Here is a 21,417-nt window from a genome sequence, read left to right as displayed (position 1 = left end):
GGGCCTCCCGGGCGGTGGGTGATGCATGGTGGGCGGGAACGGCGTCAGGCGCCGAAGTCCCAGCTGTGCCCCCAGTAGCTGTCCGCGGTGATCTCCTCGGCGGTGTAGGAGTCCTCGTCCACGAGCAGGCCCTCGCAGCCGATCTCCAGGTCCCAGCCGCCGGGCGTGCGTACGTAGAAGGAGACCATCTTGTCGTTGGTGTGCCGGCCCAGTGTGGACGACACGTGGTAGCCCGCCTTCAGGACCCGGTCCAGCGCTCGCCCGACCTCGTCGAGGGTCTCGCACTCGACCATGATGTGCACCAGCGCCGGCGCCTTCAGCTCCGGCGAGGGGAGCAGGGCGAGACTGTGGTGGCGGGCGTTGACCCCGAGGAACCGCAGCCGGACCGGCCCGAACTCCGGCGGCGCGGGAAGCCGGAACGCGCCGCGCGGCAGGAAGCCCAGTGTCTCCGTGTAGAAGTGGTAGGCGCCGTCCAGATCGCCCACCGGCACCACGACATGGCCCGCGCCGAGCTTGCCGGTGACGAAGCGGTTGCCGTACGGCGTGGCGAGCGGGCTGTGGTCCAGGGCCGGCCCGTGGAAGATCTCCACGGGTGTCCCGCCGGGCGCCTCGAAGGCGACGGCCGCCTCCACCCGGCGCAGGTCGCACTCCTGCTGCGACAGCGGCTTCGCGGGGATGCCCGCGGCCTCCACCGCCGCCTGGACCCGGCCGAGCGCGAGGTGGTCGCGGACCTCCCAGCCCACCGCCTCGACCCGGTCCTCGGCACCGGGCAGGACCATGATCCGGCCGCCGCGTTCGTCCGCGCGCAGGTAGAGCGCGTCGGTCTCCGGGCCGCTTCCCTCGGCGAACCCCGCCGTCTCGAAGGCGAAGGCCCGCCACGGTGCCATGTCGGCGGTCCGTACCCGGACGTAGCCCAGCGAGCTGATGTCGCCCATGAAGTTCCCCTCTTTCCAGTCGACTTGACGTCTCTGCGTGGTGCGCCTCGGTGGGAGGCGGGTGATCAGATCAGCGCGCGCAGCGCCCCCTCCGGCTCGACGCCCAGCGAGGTGAGCGCGGCGGAGTGGTAGATCGAACCGGGGGTGTGGATGGCGTGCTGGAGACCGACGTGCGCGTCGCGCCAGAAGCGCTGCATGACGTTGTGCCGGCGCACCGCGTTCCCGCCGGAGCGGGCGAAGATCTCGTCGACCGCGCCGACCGCGCGCCAGGCACACCGGATCTGGTTGCGCCGTACGACCGCCCGGTCCTCGAAGGTGATCGGCCGCCCGGACTCGGCCTGGTCGTACAACCGGCTGATGCCGTCCAGGAGTTGGGTGCGGGACGCGCCGATCTCGGCGGCCGCCTCCGCGATCGCGGACAGTACGTACGGGTCGTCCTTGATCTTCGTGCCCATCGCCGTGACACGGTCGCGCTGGTAGTCGAGATGCGCGGCGAGCGCGCCCTCGGCGATGCCCACCACCGCCGCCGTGATGCCCAGCGGGAACATCGCCCAGAACGGCAGCCGGTACAGCGTCTCGGAACGGCCCGTCCGGTCCGCCGCCGTCGGTCCCTCAGCGACGTCCGCCATCTCGATGGTCCGGTACTCGGGCACGAAGGCGCCGTCCACGACGACGTCCTTGCTGCCCGTGCCGCACAGGCCGATCACGTCCCAGGAGTCCGGCACGATCGTGTAGTCGGAACGGGGCAGGACCACGTGCAGCATCTTCACCGGCTGCTGCGGCTTGCCGTCGGGGCCCCCGACCAGCGCGCCGAGGAACACCCAGTCGCAGTGGTCGGTCCCGGAGGAGAAGTTCCAGTGGCCCCTCAGCGTGTACCCGCCGTCGACGGGTGTGGCGATGCCCTGGGCCGCGTACGGCGAGGCGATCCAGGTGTCCGGGTCCTCGCCCCACACCTCCGTCTGCAGACGGCGGTCCATCACCGCCATCTCCCACGGATGCACACCGCCGACGCCGCACACCCAGCCGGTCGACCCGCAGTGCCGGGCCACCGCCATGACCGCCTCGGCGAAGTCCCTCGGATGTGCGGCGTAGCCGCCGAAGTCGGTCGGCTGCAACAGCCGCATCACGCCCGCCTGTCGGACGAGTTTGACGCTCTCGTCCGACAGGCGGCCCAGGTTCTCCGTCTCCTCGGCCGTCGCCGCCAGGAGGGTCGCGGCCTCCTCGACCCGGTGGACCACCTCGTGCGCCATCCCAACCTCCCGATCCTCGCCCGAACCGGCCCACGGGTACGCCTCCCCGCGGCACCGTCGCCCGGTCGGCCCGACGCTAGGCCCGAGCGGGAACGGCTCCCGCATGTGTCTCCCGCTGAACGGGACCGCCGTGTGCCGGAGGCGCCCGCTCCCCGCCTCGCGGCGTGCAGGAGTGCGCACCACGAGCGCCGCCCGGGAGCGCCCTCTGCATCCCGGTCAGCGGGAGCGGGCCTTTGGGGACACGGGCCCGGTTCGCACGATGTCGATCGAAGGTGGCGCCGCACAGCCGACCAGGTGTGCGCCGCCGCCGCGCCGAGAGCCATCGCCGCGCACATCATGGAGGACCGATGACAACAGCCGAGTCGGGCGAGCAGGTCCGCGTCATCGAGGTGGGAGCGCCCCCCGTCCGGTACGCGAGGGGCTGGCACTGCCTGGGCCTCGCCGACACCTTCCGGGACGGCAGGCCGCACGCGGTCCAGGCTTTCGGCACCAAGCTCGTGGTCTTCGCCGACAGCGGCGGCGAACTGCGCGTCCTCAACGGCTACTGCCCGCACATGGGCGGCGACCTGACCCAGGGCGAGGTCAAGGGCGACGAGATCGCCTGCCCCTTCCACGACTGGCGCTGGTCCGGCAACGGCCGCTGCGCGAGCATCCCGTACTCCAAACGCGTGCCGGTACGCGCCCGCACCAAGTCCTGGCCGGTCCTGGAGCAGAACAAGCAGCTCTTCGTGTACCACGACCCGCAGGGCAACCCGCCGCCGCCCGAGCTGGACATCCCGCGTGTCGACGGGGCCTTCTCCGACGAGTGGTCGGACTGGACCTGGAACTCGCTCCTGATCGAGGGCTCCAACTGCCGTGAGATCGTGGACAACGTGGTCGACATGGCCCACTTCTTCTACGTGCACTACTCGTTCCCCGTGTACTTCAAGAACGTGTTCGAGGGCCATCTCGCCACCCAGTACATGAACTCCACCGCCCGCGACGACGTCAACCTCGGCACCACGTACTCCAAGGCGGAGGGTGAGCAGAAGCGCGTCAGCCGCTCCGAGGCGACGTACTTCGGACCGTCGTACATGATCGACTGGTTGTACGGCTCCAACGGGCTCATCGAGACCGAGACCGTCCTCATCAACTGCCACTACCCGGTGAGCCCGACCAGTTTCGTGCTGCAGTGGGGCTGCATCGTCAAGAAGACGCCGGGCCAGCCCGACGAAGTGGCGCAGCAGATCGCCCAGGCGACCGCGAAGGGCGTCGAGGCCGGCTTCCTCCAGGACGTCGCCATCTGGCGGAACAAGACCCGGATCGACAACCCGCTGCTGTGCGAGGAGGACGGCCCGGTCTACCAACTCAGGCGCTGGTACGAGCAGTTCTACGTCGACGTGGAGGACGTCACCCCGGAGATGACGAACCGCTTCGAGTTCGAACTCGACACCGAGCGCGCCGTGGAGTTCTGGACCGGCCAGGTCGAGGAGAACCTCAAGCGCCAGGGCGGCGTACCGCTCCGGCCGGCGTGAGCGCCGAAGTGCGGGTCCCGCTGGCGGACCCGGTGCGCACCTCCCAGGTGCAGGCCCTGTCCTGCGAACGCTGCGCCACCACCGTGCTGGTGCGCAAGAGCAGTCTGGCGCAGACCTCCGTGCAGTGGCCCGACGGAGCCGGGGGCTGTGCCGAGTTCGCCGAGGTGCGCGCCGGGGACGGACCGCCGCGCACCGCGGTGATACCCACCTGCACCCGGCTGCGGGCGACGATCGAGGAGGCCGTACGGGCGGGCCGGCTGACGGTGGTCGACGGGTGAGCACTCCGATCCGCACCCTGCGCGTCACCGAGGTGACCCCGGAGACGGACGACGCGGTCTCCGTCTCCTTCGAGGCCGCGGACGGCGACGAACTCCGTCACCGGCCCGGCCAGTTCCTCACGCTGCGGATACCGGCGCCGGACGGCTGGGTGGCCCGCTGCTACTCGCTGTCCAGCGCTCCCGGCGACGCCCGTCCGACCGTCACGGTCAAACGGGTGCCCGGCGGGATCGCCTCGAACTGGATCTGCGACCGGCTGCGCCCCGGCGACACCGTCGACACGCTCGCCCCGGCGGGCCGGTTCACTCCCGCCCCGGACCAGCGAGACCTGCTGCTCTTCGCGGCGGGCAGCGGCATCACGCCGGTGATGTCGATCCTTCGGGCACGGGTCCGCGAAGGCGGTACAGCCGTGCTGGTGTACGCCAACCGCGACGAACGGTCGGTGATCTTCGCCGACCAACTGCGCCGTCTGACCGAGGCGCACCCGGACCGGATCCGGGTGGTCCACTGGCTGGAGACGCTCCACGGCCTGCCCGACCCCGCCCGGCTGGCCGCGCTCTCGCGGCCCTGGGCGGGCGCCGACGCGGCCCTGCTCTGCGGGCCGGCGCCCTACATGCGGGCGGCGGCCGAGGCGCTGGACCGGCTGGGGACGCCCCGGTCCAGGGTGCTCACCGAGGAGTACCGCTCCCTCGATTCCGACCCGTTCGCGGGCCTGACCGCGGCGCCCGCTACACCCGCCGCCGACGAGCCGGGTGCCGGCACCGTGACCGTCCGGATCGACGGCGAACGGCGGACCCTGCCGTGGCCCGCCCGGACGACCCTGCTCGACCTGCTGCGCGCCCGCGACATCGACGCCCCGTTCTCCTGCCGGGAGGGCGCGTGCAGCGCCTGCGCCTGCCGGGTCGTCCACGGCGAGGTGAAGATGCTCCGCAACACCGTGCTGGAGGAGGAAGACCTCGCCGAGGGCTACGTCCTGGCCTGCCAGGCGGTACCGCTCTCCGACCAAGTCGAGGTCGTCTACGACTGAGCCGCACCGCTCACCACTCAACCTTAGGAGTTCCGATGCGCCCGAGCGTGAACGCGCGGACGTTCCGCACCGCCCTGGGCCAGTTCGCCACCGGCGTCACCGTGATCACCGGACTGGACGGCGACGAACCGGTCGGTCTGGCCTGCCAGGCATTCTCCTCACTGTCCCTCGACCCGCCGCTGGTGCTGTTCTGCCCCGGGCACACCTCGACCAGTTGGCCGCGCATCCGCGGCTCAGGTCGCTTCGGGGTCAACGTCCTGGCTGAGGACCAGCGGGCGGTCTGCGAGGCGTTCGGCAGCACGACCGGCCCCAAGTTCGGCGCGGTCGGCTCCCGGCGCACCCCCGGCGGGACCGTCGTGCTGGACGGCGTCCTGGCCTGGCTCGGCTGCGCCGTCGAGACCGTGTACGACGGCGGCGACCACGACATCGTCGTGGGCCGGGTGTTGGAACTGAGCGTGGAACGGCAGGACGCCCCCCTGCTCTTCTTCCGGGGCGGCCACGACCTGCCGGACGCGGCGCTGACGCCGAGTGGGCGCTGAACCGACATCGAGTGGCCGCTGAGGCGGTAGGACAACCGCCCCCGTGCACCTGCGTCAGCCTCGGGCCCGCGTAGGGTCGCTGGAGGAGCGAGCGTGCGCAAGCCGATCAGGCCCCACGACGTCGAGGCGGCGCCGCACCTACGCGCAAGCCCAGGAATCGTCCCCGGTCGGCTCCACCGCGCTCCGGATCACCGCGGCGCCCTGCCAGTAGGAGGACCCGCAGGGCCGCCGAACGCATCAGCTCCTCGGAGAGCCCCACCTCGGCGAGCACTGGCCGCAGGTTCACGCCGTCCTCCCCGACTGTCGGGGTGATCTCTCCGCGCCGGGGTGTGCGGGGCATCGCTGTAGGCGGGCAGGCTCGCCCGGTGCCTCAGTAGCCGCCGAAGTCCCCGGGCGGCTCCCGAGGCCCCGTCAGGCGGGCAGGCTCAGGCCGAAGTCGCCCCTGCTGATGTCGGACGCCGTCTGCTGCGGCAGGTTTCAGAGACGGCAGGGCACAGGGTAGTAGGGCTGCTCGTGGCCCAGGAGGTTGAACAGGTCGGCCGCGGCAACGGTCGAACTGGGCAGACCGGCGCTCGTCCTGGACTCTGCCCTGCCCGCAGTCATTTGTTGACATAGAAACGAACCTGATCTATTTTGGTTCCGTGTCAACAAACAGCGTGCCCGTTCCGCCTGGGAACGGCCGGAGTCGGCCGACCGGCGTGGGCGCGATGCACTGTCCGAGAGATACGTCGCTCAAAGCCGCGCCGCAGGCGGGGGAGGCACCAGGGGGCCGTTCCGCCGGGTCTGCGCCCACGTCGCGGAACGCCTCACCTTCACGCCGTGCCCACGAGGTGGACCAGGATCAGGTCGTTCATCCGCGAGAACGCCGACTGTCACTTCGACGTGATCCGATCGGACTTTGATGAATCGCCGGGCCGGGGGCGGGATTCTCGCGTACCTGCGTCAGGTGCCGCAATGTGACCGGGGGGAACCCTCGTCGTCCCGCGCGCGCCACGGCAGGCCGCCCGCGACTCCGCCGGTGTCCAAGTGATCGAGGGGCAGCGCGGGACGGCGGACACGGGGGGCATGTCCTCCGTGTCCGGGCGGCGGAAGAACTGGATCATTCGCGGACTGCGGCAACGTATGCCGTCACCGTCCGTGCTTCTGGGAAGGCGTCACATGAACAAGGTCGAGCAGGCGTCGGGCCCAGGAGAAACCGCGGACCGTCCACCGGTGACCGAGGCCTCCGCGCCGGTGCCCGACCGCCGGGGGTGGATTCTGGCGGTGCTGGGGGCGGCGCAGCTGATGGTCGTGCTCGACAACACGATAGTGAACGTCGCGCTGCCCTCGGCGCAGGCGGACCTCGGCTTCGGCACCGGTGGCCGGCAGTGGGTCGTCACCGCCTACGCGCTGGCCTTCGGGAGCCTGCTCCTGCTGGGCGGACGCCTGACCGACCTGATGGGGCGCAAGCGGGCGTTCATCATCGGCCTGATCGGTTTCGCCGGCGCCTCCGCCGCCGGTGGCGCGGCCACCGGTTTCGGCATGCTGATCGCGGCCCGCGCCGCACAAGGGGCGGCGGGCGCCCTGCTCGCCCCGGCGGTGCTCTCTCTGATCACCACGACGTTCCCCGGCGGAAGGTCGCGCACGCGCGCGTTCGCCATCGTCGGCACGATCGTCAGCGCCGGAGGCGGGATGGGCCTCGTCCTGGGAGGCGTCCTCACCGAGTACATCAACTGGCGATGGACGATGTACGTCAACGTCGTGTTCGCGGTCGGGGCGGCCCTCGGCGCGTGGCTGCTCCTGCCGAGCCGGCGGGCCGACGAGCGACCCCGGATGGACCTGATCGGAACCGTTCTGGCGTGCGTGGGTCTCCTGGGTGTCGTGTTCGGCTTCGCCCAGGCCGAGACCCGGGGCTGGGCCTCACCGGTCGTGCTGGGGGCGCTGCTCGGGGGTGTGGTGGTCCTGGCGGGCTTCGTGCTGCGGCAGCACCTCGCGCCGACGCCCCTGCTGCCGCTGCGGGTGCTGCGCAACCGTGAACGCGTCGCCGCCTACGTCAACCGCTTCGCCTCCTCCACGGGCAACTTCGGCATCATCTTCTTCACCACCTTCTTCCTCCAGGAGAACATGCGTCTGTCCCCGGTGCTGGCGGGCCTGGGCACCCTGCCGGTGGTCATCGGAGTCATCGTCTCGTCGAACGTTCTCGGCAGCGCCCCCTGGCTGGTGCGCATCCGGCCGAAGGTGGTCATCATCGCCAGCCTGGTCCTCACGGCCGCCAGCCTGGTGTGGCTCAGCAGGCTCGATCCCTCGTCGTCGTACTGGACCGCGGTACTGGGCCCTCTGTTCCTCTTCGGCATCGGCCAGGGGGTCAACACCACACTCGCCATGAGCAACGCGCTGGTCGGGCTCGACCCCGACGACGTCGGAGTGGGATCCGCCCTGTTCTCCGTGATGCAGCAACTCGGTGGTTCCGTCGGAACGGCCCTGCTGTCGACCGTCGCCAGCACCGTCACCGCCGGATACCTGAGCTCCCACGCCGGTTCCCGCGACGCCGCGGCCGTGCACGGCTACAACGCGGCGTTCCTGACCATGGCGGCCGTCTTCGCGGGCGCGGCGCTGTTGTGCGGGATCCTGATGCGCTCCGGGAAGGCCCGCTGAACTGCACGCGGAGGGGGTGTGCCGGACCCGGACACCGGTTCGGTCGGCGCTGATGTGCCGGGCGTTGCGTGTCGGTCAGGGCCAAGAACGCGGCATGTCACAGGGCAGCGGGAGCCGGGGTGCGGGGTCTCGTGTCACGGATCCGCAGCGACGCACGGTCCCGGAGACGTCCTGGACGGGGCTCGAACGGGCCGGGGCCGACCCGCAGCCCGCGCAGCGGTCGCCCCGGATGCGGGCGGGTCTGCCGACTCGCTCCCGCCGAGGTGTTCCGTCGGTGTCGTCAACTCCGAAGCCGCCGGTCGGTACGTCGACGAGGGCACACGAGGCGGTCGGCGCTCCGCGGGCCGCTCGGCGGTCGCGAAGGCGGCCCGCGGCCTCAGTCGGCCGGAACCTCGTCGTGTTCGGTGGCCAGGTGCCTGGTCACGAGCTCGGTGATGTCGCCCAGAGTCTCGAGTTGCTCGGCGGTCAGCAGGTCGGCGAAGCAGTGGCGTACGGCTTCGAGCTGGATGCGGGAGGCGACCCGGACGGCGGCGAGTCCCGATTCGGTGAGCACGACGTCGAAGCCGCGGGCGTCGTCGCAGGAGGCCCGCGTGATGGTGCCGCGGCTCTCCATGCGGACGATCTGCCGGGACAGGCGGCTCCGGTCCCACTGCAGGATCCGGCAGAGGTCGCGGGACCGGATCCGTCGCCCGGGCGCTTCCGACACATGGAGAAGGACCGAGTAGTCGGCCTCGCTCAGGCCGCACTTACGGGTGAGCCGCCTCGCCAGGAGCGCCGTCATGTTGATGCGCATCTCCTGGAAGCCGCGCCAGGCCCGCTCTTCCCGCTCGTCGAGCCACCTCGGTTCCATGTCGGCCACCCTAACATTTGTTGACATGGAAACTAAATATGCTCTAGTTTCGGTTCCATGGAAACAAACGGGGCGACCGTGCTCCCGAAGCAGCACCGCGCCAAGCCCGCGCCCGGGGTCGACGCACTGTCCAACCGGGTGGTGGAGGGCGGTTACGCGGCTGACGGGCAGCCGTCCGCCGCGCTGTTCTTCTGGTCCCACACGCGCTTCCTGAGCGACTTCACCTTCGGACTGCACCCCCACGAGGGGTTCGAGATCATCTCGTTCGTCCTCGAAGGGCGTACGCGCCACTTCGACACGAAGACCGACCGTTGGTCGGACCTTCGGGGCGGAGACGTCCAGATCATCCGGTCGGGCTCGGGTCTGTGGCATCGCGAAGGCGCCACCGCAGGCGCGCGGGTGTTCCAGATGTGGTTCGACCCGGGCTTCGACACCGCTCTGCGAACCGAACCGTCCTACACCGACCACCCCGCCGCGCAGTTCACGGCGCGACCGGTGGGTGATGCCCTCGTCACCGACCAGGTCGGCGGCGAGGGGCCGGTGAAGGCGCACACGGAGGGGCTGTCGATCCGTCGTGTCGCCCTGCCGCGCGGAGCCCGGGCGGAGCTGGACGTCGGCGTGGACCGCTTCACTCTGGTCCACGTTCTCGGCGGCGAGGCCGTGGTCAACGGCGCCCGTGCGTCGGCCGACGACACCGTTTCCCTGAGCGGCGCATCCGCGATGACCGTCGAGGCGGCCGACTCCGCCGACCTCTTCCTCGTCTCGCTCCCCACTCGCCCGGCCTACCAGCCGGTCCGCGGGCGCTGACGGCCGGCCTCAGCGTTTTTTACCCCACACACTTGGAGAACAGACATGGCCACCCTGCTGCACATCGATTCCTCCGCCTACCCCGGCCAGGCGTCCACGTCCCGCGTGGTGACGGAGGCCTTCCGCGCCGCGTGGGAGGAGCAGCACCCCACCGGGACCGTGATCTACCGCGACCTCGCCGCTGACCCGGTGCCCCACATCACAGCCGACACGTACCTGGCCGGCATGGTCGACCCGGCACAGCGGACGCCCGAGCAGATCGCAGCCTTCGCCCTGCGGCAGCAGCTCATAGAGGAGCTGGAGAGCGCGGACGCCGTCGTGATCGGCGCCCCCATGTACAACTTCTCGATCCCCTCCAGCCTCAAGGCGTGGCTGGACCACGTGATCCTTCTGGGCCGCACGGCGCGGGGCGAGGACTCGAAGGTCAAGGGCACGCCCGTCACCGTGGTCACCAGCCGCGGTGGCTCGTACGCACCCGGCACGCCCATGGCCCCCTACGAGTACGTCCTCAACTACCTGGAGGCCGTCCTGACGGCGACCCTGGAGGTGGAGCCCCACTTCATCGTCGCCGACCTGACGCTGGCCAAGCTCATGCCCGGGATGGAGGAGCTCATCCCGCTCGGCGAGAAGGCCCTGGCGGACGCCCTTGAGCAGGCGGCCGCCAGGGCCAAGGAGGTCGTGGGGCGCCTCGCGGTGTAGCAGGGACCGGAGACACGTCAGGAGACAAGCCCGGGTCGCCTTCCTCCTCCCCGGTCGTGCGTCCCGCACCGAAGCGGTCGAGTTCTCACTCGGCCGCTTCGGATTGTTCGGGGACACATCGGTTCTGTGTGCGCCGGACCGCCCCCTGGGAAGAGCCGGGGGCGGTCCGGCGCAGAGCGCACGCGTGTCGGCGGTGGCCGCACGGGAAGCGGAGCGGTTCCGCGGTCCGTGCCGGAAGCGCGGCGGCATCTCGCCTCTGTCGGAAACCGTCCGGTGCGTCCCCGGGGTCCCGAGGTGTGTGTCCCACCGGGGGCGTGAGGGCCGTGTCCACCCGGGTGTCCGCCCCGTGCCGTCAGTCCGCGGCGGCCACCCGCCGGTGCCGGGCGACGACGCTGCTCGGTGTGACCCCGTACGCCTGCTTGAAGACACGGCTGAAGTGCGCCATGTCGTTGAAGCCCCAGCGGAAGGCCACATCGGTGACCGTCGTGTTGCCACCGGCTCGGGCGAGTTCCCTGTAGCAGACCCTCAGGCGCCGCTCGCGGATCCAGCGCCCCACCGTGCTGCCCGTGTCGCCGAACGCCAGATGCAGGGTGCGCACCGAGACGTCGAACTCCTCGGCCACGGAGGAGGCGCACAGGTCGGGGTCGTCGAGGTGGTCCTCGATGTACCGGTGGGCCCGCAGCAGCAGCGCCTCCCGCGCCGTGGGGGAGGGGGCGCGGGGAGCCGTGAGCGTGAGCGCCGTGTCGAGGGTGTCGAAGAAGCTCTGCGCGGCGATCGCCAGCCCGGCGTCGCCGAGATGGTCCAACTCGCGGTTGATGGCGCGCAGTTGGTCGGCGGCGATGGCGGTCAGGCCGGACCCGGCGGCGACGGAGACGGCACCCCGGCCACGGACCGCCGCGTCGGCCAGGCCCTGCGGGACGTGGTCGCGGGGCAGCAGCAGGGACAGCTCGTGGTGGGGGTCGACGGCGTCGAAGCCGTGGGCGATCTCGCTGTCCCACAGCAGCAGTTCGTCCGGACCGACCAGCAGCTCCCGGTCGCCGTGGCGGCACACCAGTCGCCCGCTGAGGTTGAGCAGCACCCCGATCCGGTGCTCGGAGCCCGCGTCGGCCCGCTGCCGCCCGGCGTATCCGCCGCCCCGGAACTCCGACACGGTGAGCTCGTCGAGCCTGCGGTAGCGGACCGCGGCGTCGAAGTGCTCCTGCCGGGGGAAGGAGAGCGTCCAGGTCAGGTGCAGCTCGGACATCTTCTGGCTCCAGGCGTCCCGCACCGCGGTCGCCGGCAGCCCCTGACTCGACCATGTGTCCGCGACGGTCATCCGGGACCACCTCCTCGCCGCCCAGTGAAACCGGACGAGCCGGTTTCGCGCAACGCTCTGTGCCGACCGACCCCGAAGTGATCTCCCGCGGGGCCGTGGATGCGCAAATGACCAAACGCGGCTGCGCTCCGGGACAAGCGGAGCCGCCGTCCGTGACGCACGGTTCTCCTCACCGTCACAGAAGCCGGGCCCGACGTCGGGAACGACGTCCGGACGTCACCCGGCGCACCACGGAAGGGAGCAGCCGTGAGCGATCGTCGTCCGGTCGTCGTCTACGGGGCCAGCGGATCCACGGGTCGCCTGGTCGCCGAGTACCTCCGCGAGTACGACATCCCGTTCGTCGCCGCGGGCCGCAACAAGGCGCGTCTTCAGGAGGTGATGGACAAGGTCCCGGGCATCGAGACCGCCGACTACGAGATCGCCGAGACCGACGGCTCGGTCGAGTCCCTCACCCGGCTCTTCGAGGGCCGCCAGGTCGTCTGCAACACCGTCGGCCCGTTCCTGCGCTACGCCCCGCCGGTGGTCGAGGCGGCCCTGGCCGCCGGAATCCACTACCTCGACACGGCAGGCGAGCAGACGCACATGCTGCGGTTCCTCGACGAGTGGGGTCCGCGGTTCGCGGCGAACGGCAGGGCCGCCTCCAGCGCCATGTCCGTCCAGTACGCCGTCCATGACATCGCCGCCCGTATCTGCCTGGAGACCCCCGGCATCGACAGCCTGGAACTGGGCTCGTACGCCAACGCCATCCCCACCGTCGGTTCCACCCAGTCGATCTTCGACGTGATCCGGGCCGAGGCGCACTACCTGGAGGACGGGCGGCTGAAGAAGTACGACGGCGTCGTCGTGCAGGACGTCGTCGTACCCGGCTCCGGTCTCGTCCTCACCGGCACCAACTGGGGCGGCACCGCGCTCCCGGTGTTCTTCCGGGACGACCGCCGGGTGCGGGACTGCCGGATGTTCGTGGCGATGCGCAACCAGGACATCTGGCGGCGGGTGGTCGACCTGGAACGCCTGTTCAAGGTCTCCCTGCAGTGGCTGCCCGAGGAGGCCCTCTACCCCGTACTCGACAAGATGGCGTCCGGCATGACCGCGGACAGCCCGCCGCGCGAGAACCGGCAGCACCAGCGGTCCCTCGACTGGTGCGTCGGCCGTGGCAACACGGTCACCACACGCGTGGTCATCCAGTGCACCACCGGCTACCAGATGACCGGCCTGATCCAGGCGTACGCGGCCATGCGGCTGCTGGGCACCACCTACCACGGCACCGGCTTCCGCTCGCCCGCCGAGCTGCTGGGCCACCGTGAGCTGATGGGGGCCATCGAGTCCTACGGCTTCGCCCGTGTCACCGAGGAGTCCCGCTCGTGAGCCGCGGCGAGCGGGTCTGGATCGTCGGGGTCGGCATGACGGCGTTCGGAGTGCGCCGCGACGCCTCGGTCAAGGACCTCACCCGGGACGCCGTCACCGAGGCGCTCAAGGACGCGGGCGCCGGACTCGGCGACGTAGAGGCCGCGTACTACGGCAACACCTGCCAGGACGTGCTGGAGGGCCAGGTCGTGGTCGGCGGCCAGATCGCGCTGCGGAGCATGGGTTTCGAGCGGATACCCGTCGTCAACGTGGAGAACGCCTGCGCCACCGGTGCCACCGCGCTGCACCAGGCCGCCCTGCACGTGCGGTCCGGCGCCGCCGACGTGGTGCTCGCGGTCGGCGTGGAGAAGACCAACACCGACGACAAGAAGAAGATGCTCGGCCTCTTCGACGGCGGCGTGGACGTCCACGACCCGGACGGCGTCGACGCGGTCCTGCGCGAACTGGGCGGCGAGGTGCCGGAGCGGACAGCGCCGCGCAGCCGCTTCATGGACGTCTACGCCGCTCTCGCCCGCGCCCACATGCGTGAGTTCGGCACCACGAAGGAACAACTGGCGCTGATCTCCGCCAAGAACCACGCGCACGCCGTGGACAACCCCCTCGCGCACTTCCGCAAGGCCATGACGGCCGAGGAGATCCTCGCCGCCCGCACGGTCAACGAGCCGCTCACCGTACCCATGTGCGCCCCGCTCACCGACGGCGCCGCCGCGGCGGTCGTCGTCAACGAGGCCGGCCTGCGCCGACTCGCGGCCACCCGCCCCGTACGGCTGCTGGCCTCCGTCATCGCCACCGGCAGCGTACGGCCGGTCACCGACTGGGAGAGCTCGGTCAGCCGCCTCGCCGCCCGGCAGGCGTACGAGGAGGCCGGGATCGGCCCCGAGGACGTCTCCGTCGCCGAGGTGCACGACGCCGCCGCCTTCGGCGAGCTGCTGCAGACCGAGCTGATGGGCTTCTGCCCGATCGGGCGCGGCGGCGACTTCGCCGCCTCCGGTGCCACGACACTCGGCGGCGGGCTCCCGGTCAACCCCTCCGGCGGGCTGGAGTCCAAGGGCCACCCCATGGGCGCCTCCGGTCTGGCCCAGATACACGAACTCGTCCGGCAGCTGAGGGGCGAGTGCGCCTCCCGCCAGGTGCCCCGCGCCCGGGTCGCCCTCGCCGAAAACGGTGGCGGCATGTTCGCGGGCGAGGAAGCCATCGCTGCCATCACCCTGCTCGGCGCCTGAACAACCCCCTTGGAGCCCTCATGAGTTACCAGACCCTTTCCCTCCGCCGCGACGGCCGGATCCTGTACGTCGACATCGACAACGGCCCGCTGAACCTGATGACGATCCAGATGGTCGGTGAACTCTTCGACCTCGCCGGGAAGCTGGTCTTCGACCAGGAGACGGGCGTCGTCGTCCTCGGCAGCGCCAACCCCGAGTTCTTCATCGCCCACTTCGACCTCGACGACCTGTTCCGCTCGATGAACGACCCGGACGTGCCGCAGAGCAAGTACCCGGACATCAACGTCGTCCAGGCGCTCACCACCATGTGGGAAGCACTGCCCCAGGTGACGATCGGCCTCGTCGACGGCATCGTGCGCGGCGGCGGACTGGAGTTCCTGCTCGCCACCCACATGCGGTTCGCCACCCCGCGCAGCAGGTTCTGCTTCCCCGAGACCAGCGGCGGCTTCCTCCCCACCGGCGGCGGCACCACCCGACTCGCCCTCCACATCGGCCCGGCCCGCGCCCGCGAAGTCCTGCTCTCCGCACGGGACTTCAGCGGCGAGGAGGCCGCCGCGTACGGCATGGTCAACCGCGCCCTGCCCGCCGACGGCATCCGCGCCTACGTCGACGACCTCGCCCGGCGGGCCGCCGCCCGGTCCGCGGGTTCCGTGGCCGCCGTCAACCAGGTCCTCACCAAGGTCCTCGGCGGCGCCGTGGACGCCCAGTTCGCCGGCTTCGCCGTCGAGAACGAGGCCATGCGCACCCTGCTCGGTGTCCCCGCCGTGCAGGAGCACCTGAGGAAGCTGGCGGAACTCCAGGACGTCGAGCACGAGCGGGACCTGCCGGCGACGATCGCGGAGGCGGCCCGATGACCGTGCGCGGCGACAAGGACGACGTCCGCCCCGGGCTGCCGTACACCGAACTCAGCGGCTTCGAGCCGCAGTTGACCGACGAGGAGCGCGCGCTGCAGCAGGCGGTGCACGCCTTCGCCGCGGAGGTCCTGCGCCCGGCCGGGCGCGCCCTGGACCGGATGACGGCCGAGGAGGTCATCGCTGCGGACTCGCCCTTCTGGGAGGTCCACGCCGTGGCCGCCAAGTCCGGCCTGAGCGACGGACCGGAGGCCGGGGACGACGTTCCGCCAGCGCTGCTGGCCCGTATGGCGGCCGTAGCCGTCGAGGAACTGGGCTGGGGCGACGCGGGGTTGGCGGTCTCGCTCGGCGTCGGCGGTTTCCCGGCGCTGATGGCCCGGCGGGCCGGAACCCCCGAACTCGCCGACCTGTGCGCGGGCCGCCTCGGCTGCTGGATCGGCACCCAGCCCGACCGGGGCTCGGACGGACTGAGCCTGTACCCCGAGGAGCGGCACCCGAGCGCGCCCCACGGCAACAAGGGCAACCTGACCGCCCGGGTCCGGGGCGGTGACATCGTCGTCAACGGCCAGAGCTCGGCCTGGGTGTCCAACGGTCCGGTGGCCCAGGTCGGCCTCGCCTCCATCGCGGCCGACTACGGCGAGGGCTTCTACGACGAGGACGGTCACCCGAGGGGCATCGAGGTGATCGTCCCTCTGGACCTGCCGGGTGTCAGCCGCGGAAAGCCACTGGAGAAGCTCGGCAAACGCGCCCTGCCCCAGGGCGAGATCTTCTTCGACGACGTCAAGGTGCCGTTGCGCCACGCCCTGTCCGCCGAGGACGCCTACTGGCACGGCCACGCGGCGACCTGGTCCTCGGCCGGGGTCGCCATGGGGCAGCTGATGACAGGGCTGGCCCGGGCCGCCTTCGAGACGGCGCTCGCCTACACCCACGAGCGCCGTCAGGGCGGTGCGCTGCTGGCCGAGCACCAGCTGGTCCAGTACCGGCTGGGCCGTATGGGCAGCCAGGTGGAGGCCATGCGGGCGGTGTCCCGCCGCGCGACCGATTACACGGCCCTCTCGCCGGCCAGGCACCCGTACTACACCGCCCAGTCCAAGGCCTTCTGCACCGACCTGGCGTTCGAGGTCGCCGACGAGGCGCTGCAGCTCATGGGCGGCAACGGCCTCACCCGGGAGTATCCCGCCGAGAAGCTGTTCCGCGACGCGCGCGCCGCACGCGTCGAGGACGGCGAGAACCATCTGCTGACCATGAAGTTCGGCCATCTTGCGAGCCTCCTGCACCAGGACGGCCGGCTCGGTGCAGCCCGACAGCGAGGAGACGGCCGTGGCGATCACTGACTTCTTCGACCGCGGCTGGCGGTCCGCCCCCGAGGCCGTCGCCTTCGTCGCGGACGACCGGACCTTCACCTACCGCGAGATCGGCGAGCTGTCCTGCCGTATCGCCAACGCCCTTGCGAACTCCGGCGTTCCACGCGAGACGAAGGGCGCGGTACTCGCCGCGAACGACCCCGTCGCCTGGGCCTGCGTGCTCGGGATGTGGCGGGCGGGACTGGCCTGGGTGCCGGTCAACCCGGCCAACCCGCCCGAGGAGATACGGCGCCTGCTGTCGGGCTTCGACTGCGAAGTGCTGTTCTGTCACGAGCAGTTCGTGCCGCTTGTCGAGAAGCTGCGCCCCGACCTGGCCGGACTGCGCACGGTGGTGTCCCTCGGCGAGTCCACGGACTCGGCGGCCGTCACCACGCTGGAGGCTTTCATCGCGGACGCGCCCGCAGGACTCCCCGGCCACACACCCGACCCCGACGCGGTCGCGGGCATCATGCCGACCGGCGGCACCACCGGCGCCCCGAAAGGCGTCATGAACACCCACCGGGGCCTCGGCGTCAGCGTCGTCCACCAGATGCTGGCCGCCTCCTACCCGGCGGACGAACCCGTGGTGAACCTCGCCGCGGCCCCGATGACCCACACCGCCGGGCTGCTCACCCTGCCCTGCGCGGCGCGCGGCGGCACGGTCGTCGTGATGTCCCGCCCCGACCCGCTGAAGCTCCTGGACCTCATCGAACGGCACCGCGTCACCGAGCTGTTCCTGCCGCCCACCGTCATCTACCGCCTGCTGGAGATCCCCGGCATCGAGCGACGCGACTTCTCCTCGCTGAAGTACCTGATGTACGGCTCCGCTCCCATGTCGACGGAGAAGCTGCGCCGCGCGATCGAGGTCTTCGGCCCCGTGCTGTTCCAGGGATACGGCCAGACGGAGGCGCCCTCCGGAATCGCCTTCCTGCGCCCCGAGGAGCACTTCACCGACGGCCGGATAGCTGACGACGCACGGCTGTCGGCGGCCGGCCGTCCGGCACCCCTGGTCCGCGTGGAGATCCTCGACGGCGACGGACGGATCCTGCCCACGGGCGAACCGGGCGAGATCTGTGTGCGGGGCGATCTCGTCATGAAGGGCTACTACAAGGACCCGGTCAGGACCGCCGAGACCATCGTCGACGGCTGGCTGCACACCGGCGACATCGGCCACCTCGACCACGAGGGCTTCCTGCACATCACCGACCGCAAGAAGGACATGATCATCTCGGGTGGCTTCAACGTCTACCCGAGCGAGGTCGAGCAGATCATCTGGCGGCACCCGGCCGTCCAGGACTGCGCCGTCGTCGGGGCACCGCACCCGGACTGGGGCGAGGCCGTCACCGCCGTGGTCGAACTCAACGAGGGCGAGGAGCTGACCGAGGCGGACCTCATCGCGTACTGCCGCGCCCGGCTCGGCGGCATCAGGACGCCCAAACGGGTCGAGTTCGTCACCGAACTCCCGCGCAGCCCCAACGGCAAGGTCCTCAAGAAGGACGTCCGCGCACCGTTCTGGCGCGACCACGAGCGAAGGATCTGAGACCCCGTGAAACGCACCGTCTTCGACAAGGACCACGAGAGCTTCCGCGCGGTGGTCCGGACGTTCGCCGAACGCACCCTGGCACCCCGCCACGAGGAGATGCTGGAGCGGAAGTCCATCGCCCGGGACATCTGGCGGGAGGCCGGCGAACTCGGCATCCTCGGCCTCTCCGTCCCGAGGAGTACGGTGGCTCCGGCGCGGGCGACTTCCGCTTCAACGCCGTCGCCGACGAGGAACTCGCCGGCTTCAGCTTCGGCGTCGGCGCCAGCTTCGCCCTGCACACCGACACCTGCCCGCCCTACCTCGTCGAACTCGGCACCGAGGAACAGAAGCACCGCTGGCTCCCGGGCGTCGCCTCCGGCGACCTCATCACCGCCATCGCCATGACCGAGCCCTCCGGCGGCTCCGACCTCGCCGCGCTGCGCACCACCGCGGTCCGCGACGGCGACCACTGGGTGATCAACGGCTCCAAGACGTTCATCACCAACGGCCACCAGGCCGACCTGGTCATCGTCGCTGCCCGCACCGGCCCCGGTGAACGCGCCAAGGGCATCACGCTCTTCGTGGTGGAGGCGAGCACCCCCGGCTTCGAACGCGGGCGCAAGCTCGACAAGGTGGGCCAGGAGGAGGCGGACACCGCCGAACTGTTCTTCACCGACGTCCGTGTACCCGACGCGAACCGCCTCGGCGAGGTGGGCCAGGGCTTCGCCTCGATGATGCGGCTCCTGCCGCAGGAACGGCTGTCCACGTCGGTCACCTCCATGGGTCACGTCTCCCGCATCCTGAGCGAGACCATCGAGTACGCCCGTGAGCGCAAGGCGTTCGGGCAGGCCATCGGATCCTTCCAGCACAACAAGTTCAGGATCGCCGAGGTGGTCACCCGGGTGGAGGCGGCCCAGGCCTACCTCGACAGCTGCCTACTCGCCCACACGCGGGGTGAGTTGAGCGCCGTGGACGCCGCCAAGGTCAAGTGGTGGTCCGCCGAGGTCCAGAACGCCGTACTCGACGAGTGCGTCCAACTGTACGGCGGCTACGGCTACATGAACGAGTACCGCGTCGCCCGCGCCTGGCGGGACGCCCGCGTGACCAAGATCTGGGCCGGGTCCAACGAGATCATGAAGGAAGTCATCGGCCGTGACCTGGGCCTCTAGCACATCCCCGAACGACCGACCGATGGAGGGCACCCGCATGTCCGCAAGCACCGTCAACCGCCAGTGGCTTCTGGCCCGCCGCCCCGTCGGCGCCGTCACCACCGACGACTTCCGCTACCACGAGGGCGACGTACCGACACCCGGCGAGGGCGACGTCCTCGTCCGCAGCCTGTACTTCGGCTACGACGCCAGCCAGCGCATCTGGCTCACCGACGACGGCGGCTACATGGAGCCGATCCAGGTCGGCGAACCGATGCGCACCATGGGCATCGGCCAGGTCGTCGACTCCCGCGACCCCGCCTACCGGCCGGGCGACCTGGTGGAGGGCTTCATGAGCTGGCAGGACTACGCCCTCGTCCGCGGCGACGGCCCGATGCCGCTGCGCGCGCTGCCCCGCGCCGACCACCCGCTGTCCTGGAACCTCGGGGTGTTCGGTGTCGGCGGTCTCACGGCGTACTTCGGCGTCGCCGACGGCCTCGGCGTGAAACCCGGCGACACGGTGGTGGTCTCCGCCGCCACGGGGGCCACCGGTTCCCTCGCCGGACAGATCGCCAAGGCGCTGGGCGCCAAGAAGGTGATCGGCATCGCGGGCGGCCCGGAGAAGTGCCGGTGGATCGTCGAACAGGCCGGCTACGACGACGCGATCGACTACAAGAACGACAAACTCGACGAACGCCTGCGGGAGTTGTGCCCTGACGGCGTCGACGCCTACTTCGACAACGTCGGCGGAGACATGCTCGACACCCTGCTCCTGCACATGGCACCCCGGGGACGCGTGCTGATCTGCGGGGCCATGTCCTCCGGCTACACCGACGTCAAGCTGCAGGGCCCCACCAACTACATGCGCATCTGCACCCACCAGCTCACGGTGCGCGGGATCCTGCTCTTCTTCTACGCCGACCGCCTCGCCGAGGGCGCCGCCCAACTCGGCGCGTGGGTAGGGGAGGGCCGCCTGCACGTGGCGGAGGAGATCGTGGAGGGCTTCGAGCACGCGCCCGCCCTGCTGCCGACGATGTTCAGCGGCAAACAGCCCGGCAAGCTGCTGCTGAAGGTGGCGGACCCCGAGTGAGCGCCACCGGTCGGAACGCCCCTCCGCTGGCCGTGGTCACCGGCGCGGCGAGTGGCATCGGACTCGAACTCGTCCGCCGGCTGAGCCGTACGCACCGGGTCGCGCTGCTCGACGTCGACGGACCGGCGGCCGGACGGGCGGCGGCGGAGATCGGCGGCGACGCGCTGGCGGTCGGCTGCGACATCACCGACGCCGACTCCGTCGCGGCGGCCGTGCAGGCGGTCGTCGAGCGCTTCGGCGGCATCGACGTCGCCGTCTCCAACGCCGGCATCGGTTCCGCGGGCGCCGCCCGCCACCTGGACCCGGACGCCCTGGCGAGACAACTCGACGTCAACGTCACCGGCAACTGGCGCTTCCTGCACGCCTGCCTTCCGCACCTGGAGGCGAGCCGGGGCTATCTGCTGGGGGTCGCCTCGGCGGCGGCCCTGATGGCTCCGCCCGGCGAGTCCTTCTACGGCGCGAGCAAGGCGGGCCTCGAAGCGCTCCTCGACACGCTGCGCACCGAGATCGCGCACCTGGGTGTCGATGTCGGCGTGGCGTACCTGATGTTCGTCGACACGCCCATGGTCCGCCAGGGTGACCGGGACCACCCCGACCTGGAGCTGATGCGCCGTCGGCTTCCGGGAGCCGCCGGGCGCACCATCCCCGTCGAGACGGCCGCCGGCATCCTGGCGCGGGGTGTCGAACGCCGGGCGGCGCGGATCTTCGTCCCGGGGTCGCTGCGGACCCAGTACGTCCTGCGCGGTGTGATCCGCTCGCTGATGGACCGGCCGTTGCGCCGGATGGCGCCTGAACTGGACGCCCTCACGGCGGCCAAGGTGCGCGAACGCGGCCCGTACGACGCGGCGTTCGGGCGGCGCCCCCGGGCAGACGGGCAGCAGACCCAGGACAACGGTGAAGCGCCCACGGTCAGGGCCCCGACAGGAGGCTCCTGACCCGACGAGGGGGCGACGCCCACCATCCCTCCCGCGACCGGGATAGCTGCCGGAAGCGACCGTGGGGGCGCACGGGGTCCCGCCCGAAGCCGCG

The 21,417-nt window shown here is 71.1% G+C and carries 18 protein-coding genes and 1 pseudogene; 15 read left to right on the top strand and 4 right to left on the bottom strand.

The window, feature by feature from the left end:
* Positions 1 to 44 precede the first annotated feature (44 nt).
* Positions 45 to 935 (bottom strand): VOC family protein, encoded by an 891-nt coding sequence (locus PYR72_RS04570; protein WP_275454011.1) that lies wholly within the window; start codon positions 933 to 935, stop codon positions 45 to 47.
* 65 nt (positions 936 to 1,000) lie between these two features.
* The gene (locus PYR72_RS04565) at positions 1,001 to 2,185 is read right to left on the bottom strand and encodes an acyl-CoA dehydrogenase family protein (RefSeq protein ID WP_275454010.1); all 1,185 of its coding nucleotides are present in this window, start codon (positions 2,183 to 2,185) and stop codon (positions 1,001 to 1,003) included.
* Positions 2,186 to 2,532: 347 nt separating this feature from the next.
* On the opposite strand from PYR72_RS04565, the gene PYR72_RS04560 reads away from it, so the two are divergent.
* The 5 genes from PYR72_RS04560 (at position 2,533) to PYR72_RS04535 (ending at position 8,175) form a co-directional block, all read left to right on the top strand.
* On the top strand, positions 2,533 to 3,699 hold the full coding sequence (locus tag PYR72_RS04560) for a Rieske 2Fe-2S domain-containing protein (RefSeq protein WP_275454009.1): 1,167 nt from the start codon (positions 2,533 to 2,535) through the stop codon (positions 3,697 to 3,699).
* Positions 3,696 to 3,977, top strand: a complete 282-nt coding sequence (locus tag PYR72_RS04555) for a hypothetical protein (RefSeq protein WP_275454008.1) — start codon at positions 3,696 to 3,698, stop codon at positions 3,975 to 3,977. The genes PYR72_RS04560 and PYR72_RS04555 overlap by 4 nt, the downstream gene beginning before the upstream one ends.
* Complete coding sequence (locus PYR72_RS04550) at positions 3,974 to 5,002, top strand: ferredoxin--NADP reductase (RefSeq protein ID WP_275454007.1); 1,029 nt, start codon at positions 3,974 to 3,976, stop codon at positions 5,000 to 5,002. Before PYR72_RS04555 ends, PYR72_RS04550 begins: the two co-directional genes overlap by 4 nt.
* Before the next feature lie 35 nt (positions 5,003 to 5,037).
* A complete protein-coding gene (locus tag PYR72_RS04545; RefSeq protein WP_275454006.1) occupies positions 5,038 to 5,541 on the top strand; it encodes a flavin reductase family protein in 504 nt (167 codons plus the stop codon).
* A 1,212-nt stretch (positions 5,542 to 6,753) separates the two neighbouring features.
* Complete coding sequence (locus tag PYR72_RS04535) at positions 6,754 to 8,175, top strand: MFS transporter (protein WP_275454005.1); 1,422 nt, start codon at positions 6,754 to 6,756, stop codon at positions 8,173 to 8,175.
* A gap of 376 nt (positions 8,176 to 8,551) precedes the next feature.
* Here PYR72_RS04535 and PYR72_RS04530 read toward each other — a convergent pair whose 3' ends face one another.
* A complete protein-coding gene (locus PYR72_RS04530; protein WP_275454004.1) occupies positions 8,552 to 9,025 on the bottom strand; it encodes a MarR family winged helix-turn-helix transcriptional regulator in 474 nt (157 codons plus the stop codon).
* A 57-nt stretch (positions 9,026 to 9,082) separates the two neighbouring features.
* Between PYR72_RS04530 and PYR72_RS04525 the strand changes: the two genes are divergently transcribed.
* Positions 9,083 to 9,832 carry a pirin family protein gene (locus PYR72_RS04525; protein WP_275454003.1) on the top strand — a complete coding sequence of 250 codons (750 nt, stop codon included), beginning with the start codon at positions 9,083 to 9,085 and terminating at the stop codon, positions 9,830 to 9,832.
* Positions 9,833 to 9,877: 45 nt separating this feature from the next.
* Positions 9,878 to 10,531 carry an NAD(P)H-dependent oxidoreductase gene (locus PYR72_RS04520; RefSeq protein ID WP_275454002.1) on the top strand — a complete coding sequence of 218 codons (654 nt, stop codon included), beginning with the start codon at positions 9,878 to 9,880 and terminating at the stop codon, positions 10,529 to 10,531.
* Between the two features lie 352 nt (positions 10,532 to 10,883).
* On the opposite strand, the gene PYR72_RS04515 is transcribed toward PYR72_RS04520, so the two are convergent.
* Positions 10,884 to 11,846: a helix-turn-helix domain-containing protein gene (locus tag PYR72_RS04515; RefSeq protein WP_275454001.1), complete on the bottom strand. Its 963-nt coding sequence runs from the start codon at positions 11,844 to 11,846 to the stop codon at positions 10,884 to 10,886.
* A gap of 246 nt (positions 11,847 to 12,092) precedes the next feature.
* Between PYR72_RS04515 and PYR72_RS04510 the strand changes: the two genes are divergently transcribed.
* The 8 genes and pseudogenes from PYR72_RS04510 to PYR72_RS04475 all read left to right on the top strand — a co-directional run bounded on the left by PYR72_RS04510 (position 12,093) and on the right by PYR72_RS04475 (position 21,323).
* The gene (locus PYR72_RS04510; RefSeq protein WP_275454000.1) at positions 12,093 to 13,211 is read left to right on the top strand and encodes a DUF5938 domain-containing protein; all 1,119 of its coding nucleotides are present in this window, start codon (positions 12,093 to 12,095) and stop codon (positions 13,209 to 13,211) included.
* On the top strand, positions 13,208 to 14,434 hold the full coding sequence (locus tag PYR72_RS04505) for a thiolase family protein (RefSeq protein ID WP_275453999.1): 1,227 nt from the start codon (positions 13,208 to 13,210) through the stop codon (positions 14,432 to 14,434). The genes PYR72_RS04510 and PYR72_RS04505 overlap by 4 nt, the downstream gene beginning before the upstream one ends.
* Positions 14,435 to 14,454: 20 nt before the next feature.
* Positions 14,455 to 15,288: an enoyl-CoA hydratase/isomerase family protein gene (locus tag PYR72_RS04500; protein ID WP_275453998.1), complete on the top strand. Its 834-nt coding sequence runs from the start codon at positions 14,455 to 14,457 to the stop codon at positions 15,286 to 15,288.
* Positions 15,285 to 16,619: an acyl-CoA dehydrogenase family protein gene (locus PYR72_RS04495; RefSeq protein ID WP_275453997.1), complete on the top strand. Its 1,335-nt coding sequence runs from the start codon at positions 15,285 to 15,287 to the stop codon at positions 16,617 to 16,619. The genes PYR72_RS04500 and PYR72_RS04495 overlap by 4 nt, the downstream gene beginning before the upstream one ends.
* On the top strand, positions 16,606 to 18,168 hold the full coding sequence (locus tag PYR72_RS04490) for an AMP-binding protein (protein ID WP_275453996.1): 1,563 nt from the start codon (positions 16,606 to 16,608) through the stop codon (positions 18,166 to 18,168). Before PYR72_RS04495 ends, PYR72_RS04490 begins: the two co-directional genes overlap by 14 nt.
* 6 nt (positions 18,169 to 18,174) lie before the next feature.
* Positions 18,175 to 19,319, top strand: a pseudogene (locus PYR72_RS04485) (acyl-CoA dehydrogenase family protein).
* A 37-nt stretch (positions 19,320 to 19,356) separates the two neighbouring features.
* The gene (locus PYR72_RS04480) at positions 19,357 to 20,388 is read left to right on the top strand and encodes an NADP-dependent oxidoreductase (protein WP_275453995.1); all 1,032 of its coding nucleotides are present in this window, start codon (positions 19,357 to 19,359) and stop codon (positions 20,386 to 20,388) included.
* The gene (locus PYR72_RS04475; protein WP_275453994.1) at positions 20,385 to 21,323 is read left to right on the top strand and encodes an SDR family NAD(P)-dependent oxidoreductase; all 939 of its coding nucleotides are present in this window, start codon (positions 20,385 to 20,387) and stop codon (positions 21,321 to 21,323) included. Before PYR72_RS04480 ends, PYR72_RS04475 begins: the two co-directional genes overlap by 4 nt.
* Positions 21,324 to 21,417: the final 94 nt, after the last annotated feature.

The sequence above is a fragment of the Streptomyces sp. VNUA24 genome (assembly GCF_029167005.1).
GTDB lineage: Bacteria > Actinomycetota > Actinomycetes > Streptomycetales > Streptomycetaceae > Streptomyces > Streptomyces scabiei.
The sequence above is the reverse complement of the archived record's forward strand: the minus strand, read 5'-3'. Positions and strand labels throughout refer to the sequence as shown.